Origin of the sequence: Pedobacter paludis, assembly GCF_003173575.1 — a bacterium.
Taxonomy (GTDB): Bacteria; Bacteroidota; Bacteroidia; order Sphingobacteriales; family Sphingobacteriaceae; genus Pedobacter; species Pedobacter paludis.
In genome coordinates this window covers 306,693-322,360 of the sequence record NZ_QGNY01000004.1, presented here as the reverse complement: position 1 = coordinate 322,360, position 15,668 = coordinate 306,693, and the positions used below count along the sequence as shown (strand labels likewise).

At 36.7% G+C, this 15,668-nt stretch carries 13 protein-coding genes; 4 read left to right on the top strand and 9 right to left on the bottom strand.

What is annotated here, in order from left to right:
• Positions 1–138 precede the first annotated feature (138 nt).
• Positions 139–543 (top strand): RNA-binding S4 domain-containing protein, encoded by a 405-nt coding sequence (locus DF947_RS12750; RefSeq protein ID WP_109930696.1) that lies wholly within the window; start codon positions 139–141, stop codon positions 541–543.
• Here DF947_RS12750 and DF947_RS12745 read toward each other — a convergent pair.
• From DF947_RS12745 to DF947_RS12735, 3 genes are all read right to left on the bottom strand, one after another.
• The gene (locus DF947_RS12745) at positions 540–1,310 is read right to left on the bottom strand and encodes an EcsC family protein (protein ID WP_109930353.1); all 771 of its coding nucleotides are present in this window, start codon (positions 1,308–1,310) and stop codon (positions 540–542) included. The genes DF947_RS12750 and DF947_RS12745 overlap by 4 nt on opposite strands.
• 59 nt (positions 1,311–1,369) lie before the next feature.
• The gene (locus tag DF947_RS12740; RefSeq protein WP_109930351.1) at positions 1,370–1,852 is read right to left on the bottom strand and encodes a nucleoside deaminase; all 483 of its coding nucleotides are present in this window, start codon (positions 1,850–1,852) and stop codon (positions 1,370–1,372) included.
• A gap of 67 nt (positions 1,853–1,919) precedes the next feature.
• Positions 1,920–2,516, bottom strand: coding sequence for an OmpH family outer membrane protein (locus DF947_RS12735; protein WP_109930349.1), 597 nt, complete (start codon positions 2,514–2,516; stop codon positions 1,920–1,922).
• Between the two features lie 479 nt (positions 2,517–2,995).
• On the opposite strand from DF947_RS12735, the gene gyrB reads away from it, so the two are divergent.
• Positions 2,996–4,954: a DNA topoisomerase (ATP-hydrolyzing) subunit B gene (gyrB, locus tag DF947_RS12725; RefSeq protein WP_109930345.1), complete on the top strand. Its 1,959-nt coding sequence runs from the start codon at positions 2,996–2,998 to the stop codon at positions 4,952–4,954.
• Positions 4,955–5,141: 187 nt separating this feature from the next.
• Positions 5,142–6,632, top strand: a complete 1,491-nt coding sequence (gene amyA, locus DF947_RS12720) for an alpha-amylase (RefSeq protein WP_109930343.1) — start codon at positions 5,142–5,144, stop codon at positions 6,630–6,632.
• Positions 6,633–6,801: 169 nt separating this feature from the next.
• On the opposite strand, the gene DF947_RS12715 is transcribed toward amyA, so the two are convergent.
• The 6 genes from DF947_RS12715 to DF947_RS12690 form a co-directional block, all read right to left on the bottom strand.
• Positions 6,802–7,728, bottom strand: coding sequence for a hydroxypyruvate isomerase family protein (locus DF947_RS12715; protein WP_109930341.1), 927 nt, complete (start codon positions 7,726–7,728; stop codon positions 6,802–6,804).
• Between the two features lie 29 nt (positions 7,729–7,757).
• Positions 7,758–8,753, bottom strand: coding sequence for an FAD:protein FMN transferase (locus DF947_RS12710; RefSeq protein WP_109930339.1), 996 nt, complete (start codon positions 8,751–8,753; stop codon positions 7,758–7,760).
• 15 nt (positions 8,754–8,768) lie between these two features.
• Positions 8,769–10,088, bottom strand: a complete 1,320-nt coding sequence (locus DF947_RS12705; protein WP_109930337.1) for a Gfo/Idh/MocA family protein — start codon at positions 10,086–10,088, stop codon at positions 8,769–8,771.
• Between the two features lie 35 nt (positions 10,089–10,123).
• Positions 10,124–11,083, bottom strand: a complete 960-nt coding sequence (locus DF947_RS12700; RefSeq protein WP_109930335.1) for a formylglycine-generating enzyme family protein — start codon at positions 11,081–11,083, stop codon at positions 10,124–10,126.
• Positions 11,084–11,230: 147 nt separating this feature from the next.
• Positions 11,231–12,508, bottom strand: coding sequence for a type IX secretion system plug protein (locus tag DF947_RS12695; protein ID WP_109930333.1), 1,278 nt, complete (start codon positions 12,506–12,508; stop codon positions 11,231–11,233).
• 531 nt (positions 12,509–13,039) lie between these two features.
• Positions 13,040–14,947: an ABC-F family ATP-binding cassette domain-containing protein gene (locus DF947_RS12690; protein WP_109930331.1), complete on the bottom strand. Its 1,908-nt coding sequence runs from the start codon at positions 14,945–14,947 to the stop codon at positions 13,040–13,042.
• Between the two features lie 276 nt (positions 14,948–15,223).
• Here DF947_RS12690 and DF947_RS12685 point away from each other — a divergent pair, with 276 nt between their 5' ends.
• Positions 15,224–15,634 carry an Rrf2 family transcriptional regulator gene (locus DF947_RS12685; protein WP_109930329.1) on the top strand — a complete coding sequence of 137 codons (411 nt, stop codon included), beginning with the start codon at positions 15,224–15,226 and terminating at the stop codon, positions 15,632–15,634.
• The last annotated feature ends 34 nt before the right edge of the window (positions 15,635–15,668 follow it).

Sequence of the window (15,668 nt, the reverse complement as noted above, 5' to 3'; positions counted from 1 at the left end):
TTTTTTAGTTTTTTAGGTGTTTGGTTTTTTGGGTTTAGGTTGCTTAACTTTGGTTTTTTAGTGTTTTTTGTTTCTAATAGTATGGATAAACGGAGTCATGCCAATCAACTAAAAAACCAATTAGCAAACCAACTACCAATGTCAGAAACAGAAAAACTTAGGATTGATAAATATTTGTGGGCAATTAGGCTTTTTAAAACCAGGAGTTTGGCTACAGATGCCTGCAAAGCAGGAAGGGTAAAACTAAATGGACAAAATCTTAAAGCTTCGGCAATTGTAAAAGTAGGAGAGATATATTCGGTATCTAAAGGGATAGAGAAAAAAATTATTGAAGTTGTTGAGTTATCTTATAACCGAACCGATTCTCCAACAGCCCTCACCAAATACAAAGATTTAACTCCAGTTGAAGAAACGCACGCATTTAAATCGATGTTTCATTCGCCAAATTTAAAACGAGATAGAGGGACAGGTAGACCAACCAAAAAAGACAGAAGAGACACAGATGATTTGATTGGTGGTCTTTTTGAGGACAAAGAAGATTAATGGGGTTTTAACACTAGATTTTTAATTTCTTCAGAACTGATGATTGGATATTGTAAATTAAAATATCTCATTCTGTAACTCATCATAGCCGTTTTGCCAAGCTTTTCTATTAATTTATAATTGGCTACAGCACCAACTGCGGCGCCAACAAAAGGCAGCATCTGTGCAAGTTTGGCCAAATCAATATAATCACGATATTGTTGCTGAAAGGTTAACCAATCAAACTCATCAATATTGGTTGGCAGCTTATGGGCTTGGTTATCCCAATCTTGCATTTTAATAAACACATTTTTACTTTTTGCTTTGCTCGAAAACGCCAATTGAAAGATATGGAGAATAAATAAACGCTCGCGGTAATCTTTAACATCATAACCATAAACGGCAGCTATATCGAAAAGCATTTTCATCTTAATACCGAGTAATAGGGGAAAATCAGCTAAGCTCATCAAAAATCCTCCGGCACCTGTTATACCACCTTCTGCAGCACCTGTTTTTTTATAAGCGTCAATTTTCTGTTTAACCAAGGCTTCGCGATGCATTAAAGTTAAATCGGTTACTGGTTTGGATGTTGTAAAAGTAGAACCAAAAAGTACCATTTTAACCATCTGCTTAATTGCAGTTGTAATGGCATTATGAATCTTATCTGGAATAAAACTGTTAATCTTCTTTTGAACCCCATCGGTAACCTTGCTTAAAAGCGAAGGTTTCTGTAAAGTTTTAAACTTCCAGAAATCCAGTTCGCTTGTTATCTTTTGTTCGTAAGTCATTGTGTTTTATTTATAGTTAGACTTTAGAACCTGCCGTTTTGTTTCAAAAAGAATTCATCTTAGTAGTCTATCCGCATTGGCGAGGTTTCCCAAAGTTTAAAAGCATGGCTTGCTTCATCCCTAAGCAACTGCAAAACAGGCAAAGAACGTTTTTCCATCGGTTTATCCAGTTCATCATAAATAAATTTATCATCAAAACCGATTTTGCCCGCATCGGCCTTTGTATTGCCGTAATAAATGGTTTCAATTCTCGACCAATAAATTGCGCCTAGGCACATCGGACAGGGCTCACAACTGGTGTATATTACGCAGCCGCTTAAATCAAAAGTGCCCAGTTCGGTACAGGCCAATCTAATTGCAGAAACTTCTGCATGCGCAGTAGGATCATTTGTAGATGTTACTTTGTTCGCAGATTTTGCAACTACTTTACCGTCTTTTACCACAACGGCACCAAATGGCCCACCTATATTCTCGTTCACATTTTGTACGGATAGCGCAATAGCCATTCGCATAAAATCTTCGTGTTGTCCGTTATCTTTCATATTGTAAATATTAGAGCAAAAAAAATGCCCCGATTGTTCGGGGCATTTTTTCTGAAATATATCAAAATTATTTTTTTGTATAATCTGCGTTTAATCCTTTAATCACTTCGGATGTTACATCTAAACTTTCATCGGCAAATAAAATCGCACTGTTTCCTTTAGAATAAGTTAACACCATTTTATAGCCTTTTTCTTTGGCATAACCTTTTAGGTAAGTAGCAACTTTATCGTATAGTTTTTCGTTTTCCGCTGCCTGTTCATTCTGCAAAGCACCACCAGCATTTTGCTGATAGGTTTGTAGTTCTTGTTGTTTACGAGCCAGACGCTCTTCCGTTGCTTTACGCACATCGGCAGCTAAAGTGCCTGCAGTTTGCTGATATTGAGCAACTTCTCTTTGAAAAGCTTGTCCTCTTGCCTGCATATCTGCCTGTGCATTTTTAGACTTACCTTCAAATTTAACTTTAAGATCTTTGTAGTAATCGTATTTTGTTAATAACGAATCTGAGTTTACAAATACAATTTTTTCGCTGGCAGAAACTGCGGTTGTGCTATCTGTTTTTTTAGTTTCAGTAGTTTTAGCGTCTTTGTTTTGACATGCAGAAAATGCAGTAATTAAAGCTGCAGATGCAAATAAACCAAAGGTTTTAAAGGTTTTTCTTTCCATTCTTGTTTAATAAATTTTAGCAAACTTATATAAATTAGTTTTTAAATGCAATTTAAGCGTAATTAAGACAGCCACTTAGTCCAATTATTTGTAGAATTAAATATTTTGAAAAGCAATGGCCGCATTTTATTTTAATGTTACCCCCGCCAAACGCTTTACTGTGTGCTCGCTTATGTCGGGTTTAATTGGCCTTTTCCTTACAAATATTTACGGTTGCTGGTTACATAACCAACCGAAAAGCAACAAATGTGGTTACCTAAACCCGATTAAAATGGAAAGCGCCCAATTCTTATTTGGGCCTTGAAATGCAAAGCGGGACTAACGCCAGATTGAAACACGGGTTTTGCTTTCTAAAACCTTATTTAAACCAGCTAGAATGCGTTTTATTGTTTGCTTGGTGGTAGGCCAAAACTTATCCACATATTAGTTTAATTGCCAAAATTTGCGTATTTTTGATACTTATTGTTTTTAATTAAAATATGAGCGAAGAACAGGATTTAAAGTCAAATTATTCGGCAGATAATATACAGGTTTTAGAAGGTTTAGAAGCGGTGCGTAAGCGCCCTTCGATGTATATAGGTGATACTGGTGTAAAAGGTTTACACCATTTGGTTTACGAAGTTGTAGATAATTCAATTGATGAGGCATTGGCCGGTCATGCGGATACAATTGATGTAAGAATTTTAGAAGGAAACTCAATCAGAGTTGAAGATAACGGTCGTGGTATTCCAACCGGAATTAATACAAAAGAGAACAAATCGGCACTTGAAATCGTAATGACGGTTTTACACGCAGGTGGTAAATTCGATAAAGATACATATAAGGTTTCTGGTGGTTTGCATGGTGTTGGGGTAAGTTGCGTTAACGCATTATCTACGCATTTAAAAGCCGAAGTTCACCGTGAAGGTAAGATCTGGATGCAGGAATACAATATTGGTAAACCTCTTTACGATGTTAAAGAAACAGGTACTACTGATAAGCGTGGAACAATTGTAACTTTTAGTCCTGATGCTACAATTTTTACGCAAACTACAGAATACAAATACGATACTTTAGCTGGTCGTTTACGCGAACTGGCTTTCTTAAATAAGGGCATTAAATTAACACTAACTGATGAGCGTGAAACTTTGGAAGATGGAACTTTTCTTTCAGAAGTTTTTCAGTCAGAAGGTGGTTTAAAAGAATTTGTTACATTTTTGGATGGAACCCGTGCATCTTTTTTGCCTCAACCTATTTATATTGATGGGGTTAAAAATGGTGTTCCGGTAGAACTGGCTTTTCAGTATAACGACAGTTATTCGGAAAATGTACACTCTTATGTTAACAACATTAACACGCATGAAGGTGGAACGCACATTGCAGGTTTCCGTAGAGGTTTAACCCGTACCTTAAAAAGTTATGCAGATAAATCTGGCTTGTTAAAAAATCTTAAAATGGAAATCACGGGTGATGACTTTAGAGAAGGTTTAACCGCTGTGGTTTCAGTTAAGGTTCAAGAGCCTCAATTTGAAGGGCAAACCAAGACTAAGCTGGGTAACAGTGAAGTTATGGGGGCTGTAGATATTGCGGTTGGAGAGGCATTAGGTGCTTATTTGGAAGAAAATCCTAAAGAAGCCAAAATGATCATCAACAAAGTTATTTTAGCTGCAACTGCTCGTGCTGCTGCCCGTAAAGCTCGCGAGATGGTTCAGCGGAAGAGTGTAATGGGCGGTTCTGGTTTGCCAGGTAAACTTGCCGATTGCTCTGACAGTGATCCCGTAAAATGTGAAATCTACTTAGTAGAGGGAGATTCGGCAGGTGGAACTGCAAAGCAAGGTCGTGATAGAAATATTCAAGCCATTTTGCCTTTAAAAGGTAAAATTTTGAATGTTGAAAAAGCGATGGAGCACAAAATTTACGAGAACGATGAGATTAAAAATATGTTCACCGCAATTGGTGTTAGCATTGGTACGCCAGAAGATGATAAGGCTTTAAACTTAACAAAATTGCGTTACCATAAAATCGTGATCATGACGGATGCGGATATTGATGGTTCGCACATTACAACCTTAATTTTAACGTTCTTCTATCGTTATATGAGAGCTTTAATCGAGGCGGGTTATGTTTACATTGCATCGCCACCGCTTTACCAAGTGAAAAAAGGTAAAGATTTCGAATACTGCTGGAATGATGTACAACGCGATGCGGCTGTACAACGTTTAAAAGGTGCAGGTAAAGAAGATAGCGTTCACATTCAACGTTATAAAGGTTTGGGTGAGATGAATGCAGAACAACTTTGGGATACTACTCTAAATCCTGCTACACGTACGTTATTGCAGGCTACAATTGAAAGTGCTGCAGAATGCGATCATACTTTCTCGATGTTGATGGGCGATGAAGTTGCTCCACGTAGAGAGTTTATTGAGCGTAATGCAAAATATGCAAAAATTGATGCTTAACCGCTAAATCCCTTAAAAGGACTTTAAAATACAAAAACCTCTTCAGAATAAAATTTGAAGAGGTTTTTTTTATGAAATCGAATTATAAAGGAATAAAGCTTTTCAATCTGATTTTTCTCTTTACATCTCTTTTACAATCTCGAAAAACAATTGAAAACATATCCTGTTATCTTACCAAAATTTAATAATGCAAAACCAAACCATTATCCAATATTTTCATTGGTATTATAACGAAGAACAAAAATTATGGATTAAAGTAGCTTCTGAGGCTAAGCACTTGAAAGAAATCGGAATAACATCGGTTTGGTTACCGCCTGCATATAAAGCAAGCGCTGGTGGCTATTCTGTAGGTTACGATACTTATGACCTGTTTGATTTAGGGGAATTTGACCAAAAAGGGAGTGTTGAAACAAAATATGGATCAAAAGATCAATATATAAAAGCTATTGATGCTCTACACGATCAAGGCATACAAGTTTTGGCTGATGTTGTTTTTAACCACAAAGCAGGTGGCGATGAATTGGAGAAAATCTCGGTAAGAACGGTTAATGAAGATAATAGGACCGAATTTACAAGCGATGTTTTTGAGATAGAGGCTTGGACTAAATTTAATTTTCCTGGAAGACAAGGGAAATATTCTGAATTTATTTGGGATCATCAATGTTTTAGTGGAGTAGATTGGGCAGAAGATTTAAAGGAAACTGCCATTTACTCAATCCAGAATTTTGTTGGTGAAGGCTTTGAACAAGTACCCTCTACCGAGCTTGGAAATTATGATTATTTAATGTTTAACGATATTGATTTTAGAAATAGAGCCGTTATCGATGAACTTAAATATTGGGGAGAATGGATTGTAGATAATACCAAGATAGATGGTTTTAGGCTTGATGCAGTTAAACACATTAATCCACATTTTATAATAGAATGGATTGATCATTTAAATACAAAGTACAACCGCAGTTTTTTCGTTGTTGCAGAAAATTGGGATGTTATAAATACGGTTGAACAAGAAGAGTATATTCAGTTAACAGAAGGACGGACACAGATTTTCGATTCGCTCTTGCATCAAAATTTCTTTGTTGCAAGCAAGGAAGGTAATAATTTCGATTTAAGAACAATTTTTGATAATACATTGGTGCAAACTACACCAGAATTGGCGGTAACATTTGTAGATAATCACGATTCTCAACCCCTTCAGGCGTTAGAGGCCTATGTTGATTTTTGGTTTAGGCCAATTGCATATGCCATTATTCTGCTTCGTTTACAGGGAATTCCATGTTTGTTTTTTCCAGATTTATATGGTGGCATTTATGACGATAAAAATAAGGATGGTGAGGATACGCATATAGAATTGGCACCACTTCCAGAGGTGGAGATTATGAGCAAAATCAGAGCTTCATTGGCTTATGGTGAGCAAAGAGATTATTTTGATTTTGGAAACTGTGTAGGCTGGACAAGAGCTGGCGATGATGAACATGAAAACAGTGGTTTGGCTGTAATTTTAAGCAATGGCGATGAAGGTTATAAATCAATGGAGATTGGGAATAAATTTTCTGGAAAAACTTTTATAGATGCTTTAGGGCATCGCGATCAAGAAGTTGTAATAGATGAAAACGGTTGGGCAGAATTTCACTGTAACGCAGGAAGCGTTTCTGTGTGGGTGTTAAAATCTGAATAAATTTTAATTAAATACCTCGGTTCGTGGAGACACGAACCGAAGTATTATCATAATTATTTTTATAAATTTTTTCACATTGTGCCTGTCAAAATGCTTTAAATACATTTTATTAAGCCTTCGATAGGCTCAGGATGGCAATCTTCGTTGAGCATGCCTCTTTGTTGAGCACTTAGCTTAAGAAATTGTCTTCCGCTCTATACGCAGCAATTACGGCTAATTCGCCTTCTTTTCCGCCTTTGGAATTTCCATGCTCCATTCCCATAACGCCTTTATAGCCTTTTTTATGAAGGAACTTGAAAATATTTCTATAATTTATTTCTCCTGTGGTAGGTTCCTTTCTGCCGGGATTATCTCCAATTTGGATATAAGCAATTTCGTCCCAGCAACGATCCATCGTTTTAATTAAATCGCCTTCTGTGCGCTGCATGTGATAGATATCAAATAGAATTTTACAGGCTGGGCTTTGTACGGCTTTACAAACTGCAAATGTTTCGTTGGTTTTTTGAAGAAATAATTCTGGAGTATCGCTTAGCGTTTCTAAAACCATAATCAGCCCGTGAGGTTCGAAAATTTCTGCACCGGCACGCATTGCATCAATAACATTTGCAAATTGATTTCCGTAGGGTAAATTACGTTCGTAAAAACCGGGAACAACTGTAAGCCATTTGGCATTACATCGCTTGGCGGCTTCAACTGATTTTTTACAGGTTTCAATAAATTTATCCTTAAATTCTTTTTTGCCAGTTGTTAAGGATGTTTTCCAATTATCGCCACCATCAACAACAAAAACGCCCATTCTCATGCCAAGCTTGGAAAGTAAATTTCCGATTTTTTCCTGTTCTTCTACAGATCTATTTAAAAAACCATTGTCTTCTATCGATCTAAATCCCTTATCGTACATAAACTGAATCTGATCCAAAAAGCTTTTGCCCGCATGGTTTTCGAACATGCCCTGATGTGGCGCATAATCTAAATTAAAGGTTTTATCTGCAAAAGTGATTTCTTTTTCACTTGCAAAAGTATTTGTTATTCCCACTCCGGTAGTTAAAGCGCCAGCGGTAAATAAGGTATTTCTGATAAACTCACTTCTTTTCATCTGTTGGTTTTAATTAGTTGAAAGCTGATTTATTTGGTGATCATTTTCTTAAATCCAGTTGTTAAAGTATCGGCAACTGCTCCATTTTTTTTGTGATAAACAAAGTAGGCTTCGAGATTTTTCCTTTCCTCTACAAATTTCATTGCCTCATTTAAATGCATACCCATTAAGGCATTATCATAGCCGTCTGCCGTAATCGCGTCATTTGCAAAAACAGTTACACTAATCATTTCATTATCTAACGGATAGCCGGTTTTAGCATCTATTAAATGAGAGATCTTTCGGTTTCCGTTTTGGTGAAATTTCCTATAGTTACCTGATGTTGTTATGGCACCAAAATTTAACGAAGCAATATGCCTTATTATTGGCGTTCCATCCGAATCAGGTCCCTCAATGCCAATTTTCATGGGTTTCCCATCCGGTTTTGGTCCTAAAATTCTAAGCTCGCCACCTAATTCGGCAACATAATTGTTAATCCCTTTTTTACTTAAATAATCGGCAATAACATCAACACTGTAACCTTGTGCAATTCCATTTAAATCAATCTGGATACAAGCTTTGTTCTTGTTTAAATAACCATTTTTCAAGGTCAGGTTTTTCATTCCCACGCATTTCAAAATGGATATAATGCTTAAGCTGTCAGGCTCGATTTTATTTTCTTTTGGCCCGAAGCCCCAAGCCTGTACCAAAGGTGCAACGGTTATATCGAAAATCCCTTTGGTATCTACATTAATTTCAAAGCTTCTTTTCAGTACATCGTTTATAAAATGATCTGTTTTGATTCCCTTTTCAGCCACATTGAATTGATTTATCAATGAACCTTTTTTGTATAAGGACATCGATAAATCAATTTCATTTAAAATACTGTCAATGTTATCTTTATTAACTAAACTATCTGTTGCATAATAAGTTATAGTATAGTCTGTTCCTTGGGCATAACCAGTTATCTTATATTGCTTTATTTCATTTTTAAAAAAAAATGAAACCAAAAGCGGTAAAAGAAAAAACAGTGTTTTATAGTTCATTAATTAAATATAAAACTATAAAACTTTAGTTTTTCCAGGCATTGCATAAGGATATAGTCCATTTGCATCAGGTAGCACTTTAGGCATTGCATCCCAGGCTAAGCGATCTGGCAATAAACTGTTGTTAGCCGCTAAAGCTTCGTCCCACTTAATTGTTTGTCCTGAATAGGTTGCATAACGGCCTATAATTCCAGTTAGGGTTGTTGTAGCACCATAATCTGCATTGGTAAATTTATATTCTCCTTTTGATACTGCTTCAAATAATTCGTCGTGCTCGGTTTGGTAAGGATTTTTATTTCCCTTTGTATCATGGCGATAAATTTCTTTACCCTTAGCATCCCAAAGCACGGCTTCATTGCTTCCTGATAAATAAACTTTTCCTTTTGTGCCTTGAAAAGATTCGTCGACACGATTACTAGTACCTTCAAAATGCCTACATTGGCTGTATATTACAGCGCCATCTGGATAGGTAAGTTCTAAAGCGTGATTATCATAAATTTCTCCATAATCTTTGCCCGTTCTCCAAGCTCTGCTTCCAGTGCCCTGTACAGAAACTGGATGCGCATTTTTTACCCAATTGGCAATGTCTAAATTGTGAACATGTTGCTCTACTATATGATCGCCACATAACCAGTTAAAGTAATACCAGTTGCGCATTTGATATTCCATTTCGGTTTGGCCAGCAGTACGTGGACGCACCCAAACACCACCACTGTTCCAATAAACCTGACCAGAAACAATATCGCCAATGGCACCATCATTTATGCGTTTCATCGCTTCGCGATAATTGGTTTGATAGCGTCTTTGCAGACCAACAACAACATTAAGTTTTTTCTTTTTTGCTTCTTCTGCAGCGGCCAACACTCTTCTAATCCCGGGAGCATCAACAGCTACAGGTTTTTCCATAAAAATTTGCTTGCCCTGTTTTACGGCTTCTTCAAAATGTATTGGTCTAAATCCTGGTGGCGTAACCAGTAATACTACATCAGCTAATGGAATGGCTTTTAAATAAGCATCAAAACCAACAAACTGACGTTCTTTTGGAACATCCATTTTGGCGGCGAATTTCGAACTCAATGCTTGATAGCTGTTGTCTAGTCTATCCTGAAAAGCATCGGCCATTGCAACCAGCTTAATGTTGAATTTCGTGCTCAGGGCCTGAAATGCTGCACCTGTACCGCGATCGCCACAGCCTATTAATGCAATTTTAATGGTGTCGCTACCGGATGCATAAGCTCCAGCAAGTGGTATACTGCTAATAATTGCACCGCCGGCCAATAGGGCAGATGCTTTTAAAAAATCTCTTCTTTGTTGGGTAAGTGGTTCTTTTTCCATTCTTGTAGGTTTATATTGGTTTTTGTATGTTTCGACTAATAATCCTTTATTGGAGATTTATTATAGTAAGCTTCAATCATTTCTTTTGATGGAACCTTAACAGGTCTTACCAATCTCATTCCAACAAAAGGTGCTTCAGGAAACCACCAGTTGCTCTTTGGAATTTGCGGATCAAGTTGTTTCCAGGATGGATCGGATGGTAATCTAACCGTTGAGGTTAAATTCTTAGCAACCTCATCGTAAGATCCTCCACGAACTGTATTTGGGTAAAGCTTTTCTGGAATGGCGACAGGGTTTTTAGCAGTTTTATCAACCTTGTAAAAATCGGGGATGTATTGATCGTAAGTCCATTCGGCAACATTTCCGTGCATATCGTATAAGCCCCAGCTGTTCGGTTTTTTTTGTCCTACCGGATGGGTTTTATTGCTGCTATTTTCTTTATACCAGGCATAATCTTTAAGGTTTGAGGCATCATTACCAAAAGAATAAATTGTATTGGTGCCTGCCTTGCAAGCATATTCCCATTCAGCTTCTGTTGGTAAGCGATAAAAAATCCCTGTTCTTACATAAAGCCATTTACAGAATTGTATGGCATTGTATTGAGTCATGGCTAATGCGGGCTGATTCTCTTTGCCCATACCGAAAGTCATATCGAGATATGGTTTAGTTGGCCGGGTTACGGCATCAACTTCTGCAGAAATTTTTTCAGTGCTTGCTTTTTGTTCATAATCACGATAAAGAAATGGCTCGAAAATATCCCAGGTAACTTCGTATTTTCCAATCCAAAAGGCATCAAGTTCCACTTCGTGGATGGGTTGTTCATCAGGTTTGCCCAGCTTGCTTCCCATCTTAAATTTTCCTGCAGGAATGGCAAGCATTTCAAAAGTTAATTTTGTTCCGTTAATATTTTGAACATAAGATTTTGAATCGCCCTGCGCAAAAATAGAGGCACAAGGAAATAGGATTAATGCCGAAGCGATTAACTTTTTAAACATAATAGTTGGTTAGAAAATGCCTTTTTTATCGGCATTTATGGTTTTCTCAATAATCTGATTACTAAAGTAATTACTCTGGTTTTAAATTAAGAAATTTTGTGTAACAATAAAGGTAGAATTGACAATTATTCCGATTAGTAAAAGGTTTTATCTTCTATCAGAAGGCTTATTACTCAAATTTACATAACCTACCAAAGTTTCCCAACGGGCACCTGGTCTGCGATAATAAATAAAGATTTGGTAGCTGTTTTCGGTCTGAAAAAATGCACCTTCGAATGGTTTTGTTTCTACTGTATTGGCCGTTTTATCTTGCCAGGCATATTCATAATCATAAAGCCCCTGTTTAAGCAAAATGTTTCCATAGAATTGTTTTCTACTTGCATCATAAAGCAATTTATTTTCGTTGCTTAAGGTATAATTATTAAATCTTCCTACCACGTAGGCATCGCCATTAGCACTGGGGGCAGGAGCATTCAACGTAAACAGAACGCCGGTATATTCTGATTCGGTTCTATCATCGCGGCCATCGGTATTTCGAACAAAGAAATTTCCGTTTTCATCATACTGATTTGCAAATGCACCAATATTCCTTGGTATATCTTGAAACAGCATTACATTTACTAATTCATTATCTCTAAAAATATCCTTTACATTATCGGCTTTATAGCGTAAGCTTCTGGTGTCAAATTTTCGATATTCATTATCGCCCCAGAAATCGTTGGTGTTTAAATCATTATAAACCAATTGGTTTGGTCTAATAAAAGCTGGCTTGGTATTAATTTGTGCCGTATTGGAGTTGAAATTCTGCATCACCACAGCTTTCAGATCCTGATAAGGATTTGAAATTGGGATGGAATGATTAATCGTGAAATTTATTTTTTGTTTATAGTTTCGATCGGCAACCTGCATAGAATTGGTTACTTCGGCAGAAACTGCCACTTGACTATCAACAATATAAAAACGCTGTGAGATAACAGGCTTTTTTATATCTCCATCTAGATAAACCTTTAACAGATAATTGCCACTAATTTTTGGTTTAATTTGATAATTAGGAAGGCTTATCTCGTAATGCGTATATTTTCTGGTGGTATTGGATGAATATCGGTAATTGATAATTCTGTCATCGTTAAAGCTCTCTAAATAATCGATGCTCGAAATTCGGGAAGGTTGCCAATCTGATGTGCAATGCTCAACCGTATACCAATAGTTTTTAGTCCCGGCAAGTAAATCATCAAAAGCAAATGTTATGGTTTCTGATGAGTTTAAAAGAATAACTGGCAAACTTTGTTCTTTGTTGCTGTTGAAGCAGAGAACGGTTTTGATATTGGGCAGATAAACCTTGTTTTCATAAGTAAATGTTTTATCTGTTTGGGCAAAGCTTAGGGTAGGGATGAAAAATAAAATTATAAATAATATTTTTTGCATGGATAAAAGTAAAGTTTTATTGGAGATTGACAAAACCTCACCCTATTAAAGTTTGTGGTTTTTGTTTGTACAATGCTCTCCCTCTCCTTGAAGAGCGGGAAACAAAGCTATTGCTTTTAACCTTAGGGCTTAAGTAATGTAAAGAATTAAATTATTCTTTGGGTTTTAAGTACCGAACCCCAAAACCCTTTCTTCAAGGAGAGGGAGGTTACAGGTTACGCCTGCCTTCTTGCTTTGATAGGGTTAGGCAGTAAAAAAAAACTCACCCTATTAAAGTTTGTGGTTTTTGTTTTTATAGCGCTCTCCCTCTCCTTGAAGAGCGGGAAACAAAGCTATTGCTTTTAACCTTCGGGCTTTAGTAATGTAAAGAGTTAAATTATTCTGTGGGTTTTAAGGACTGAACCCCAAAACCCTCTCTTCAAGGAAAGGGAGGTTACAGGTTTTGCCTGCCTTCTTGCTTTGGTAGGGTGAGGTCTTAAAAACAAAAAAGCCACAGAATATTTTCTGTGGCTGTATTATGAAAGATTAATATTATCCTTCTAATTCCATTATTTCTCCGGCTAATTCTTCCCATCTGCTTTGGCTTTTATCCAAATCACTTTTGGTTGCTAAGTAGCGTTTGTTTGCTTCAGCTAATTTATCTGCTTTGGCATAAACATTTTCATCTGCCAACTCTGCTTCGATATTTTTAACGTTTTGCTCCAATTCTGAAATCAAAGTTTCTGTTTTCTTTAATTCTTCGTTCAGCTTTTTTAGTTGATTTGCTGTATTTGGTGCAACTGGTTTTGGTTGTTCTTTAACTTTCTCGGGCATTTTAATTGGAATGGGTTTAGAAGCGGGGATAACCCGTTTACTGTTCCATTCTTCATATTCGGCATAGGTGCCCGGATATTGCTTAATCTGCTCGTTTTCTATAAACCAGATTTTATTGGCTACATTATCTAAGAAATATCTATCGTGGGATACTGCAATAAATGTGCCCTCAAATTGCTGTAAAGCTTGAATTAGTATATTAACCGATTGGATATCCAAGTGGTTGGTTGGTTCATCAAGAATCAAGAAATTAGAATCTGTTGTTAAAGATTTTGCCAAGGCAACACGCGATTTCTCACCTCCAGAAAGTACCTTAATTTTTTTGAAAACATCGTCGCCAGTAAATAGGAAGCATCCTAAAATACTTCTTAGTTCTGTATCAGAATGTTTAGGTGCAAAAGCCTGTAGTTCTTCTAGAATTGCATTGTCTAAATGGAGAGATTCCAATTGGTGCTGGGCAAAAAATGTTGTGGTTACATTATGACCTGTTTCACAAAAACCTTCAAATTTTTCAGCTCCGGCAATCATTCTTAACAAAGTAGATTTACCTTTACCGTTGGCGCCGATTAAAGCAATTTTATCGCCTTTTTCAATTACAGCTTCAGCATCTTCCAAAATATGAACATTAGGATAGTGTTTTGTTGCGTGCTCAATGCGCACTACATGCCTGCCTGAAGGTTTTGTAAACTTAAAGGCGAAATTAACCGTTGGGTTATCATCATCAACATCGTCAACTCTTTCCAATTTATCCAAAGCCTTCATTCGAGATTGCGCCATTTTGGCTTTACTTGCTTTGGCTTTAAAACGCTCAATTAAACGCTCTTCCTGTTTGATTTTAGCCTGTTGGTTTTTAAATTCACCTTTTTGAATTTCTCCACGTAAAGCTTTTTCTTCAACATAGAAGCTGTAGTTGCCCGCGTACACATTTAATTTTCCCTTGCGAGATTCTACTGTACGGTTTACAATTTTATCCAGGAAATATCTATCGTGTGATACAATTACGATTGCACCTTCAAAACCCATTAAATAGTTTTCTAACCATTTAATTGATGGTAAATCCATATGGTTGGTTGGCTCATCCAGTAATAAGATATCTGGCGTTTGAAGAAGAATTTTTGCGAGCATTACACGCATTCTCCAGCCTCCTGAAAAGGTATTTAGCGGGCGCAATTGATCTGCCGTGCTAAATCCTAAACCTGCTAAAATTTCATTTGCCCTGTACTCGATGTTGTATCCATCCAAAGCCTCAAATTCTTGCTGTTTATCGCTCAGTTTGAATAAAACCTCTTCGCTGTAATCTGTCTCGATTTTTTTAAGCAACTCTTCAATTTCATCGTGCAATTGGTTTTGACGCTCGAAAGCTTCCATGGCCACATGCAAAATGCTATGGTGAGAATCGTAAGAAAGTAAATCCTGGTTCAAGTATCCGATTTTCAAATCTTTAGACATGGAAACCGTACCTGAAGTAGGTGCGTACTCGCCAACAATTATTTTTAAAAGTGTAGATTTTCCGGTCCCGTTGGCACCAATTAACCCAGCTCTATCGCCCGGTTTAATGTGCCAATTTGCTTCATCGTATAAGGCTCTTGAGCCAATTAGGAATGTTAAATTATTTATTGAAATCATTTCGGGTGCAAAAGTACGAAATTTAAAGGCTTTTTGTTAGTTTGAAATCAAATTGGACATGATAAGATTTTTAGCAGGTTATCAGTTAGCCGGGATTGCAAATTTAGACAATTGCTTTAATTACATCCTTTAAACCGATACTGCAATTATTTTATAGCTGTAGTGGTAAACATGCATTTCAATGCCCTTAACTTTAGTCGGTAAACTTATTTCGCAAAAAATTTGGTTTTCATTAAAATTTACCTACATTTGTACTGTAATAAAAATAATTACAGAATGAACAACAGCAGATTTCCAATTTCTTTACATATCCTTACTTTGCTCGATGATGCAAGTGGAACAGTTGTGAGTTCGGAATATCTTGCGGGTAGCATTAATATAAACCCTGTTTTGGTTCGTAAAGAAATTATGAACTTGCGCAAACATGGTTTTGTAGATAGTAAGGAAGGAAAGGGTGGCGGTTCTTTTTTGGCTAAAAGTGCTGAAGATATTAATCTGGGAGAGGTTTATAAAGCCGTTAAAAACAGTAATATATTGGGGCAAAGTAAAAATGAGCCGAATCCCAAATGCCCGGTGGGAAGGCAGATCAACCAGCATTTAAATACACTTTATGATGATGCTGAAAAGGCTTTGATCGAAAATTTATCGAGACAAACTCTTGCAGATTTTGCATTGAAGTTTAAATAAAATTTTTTTATATAAAACTGTAACAAAATACATT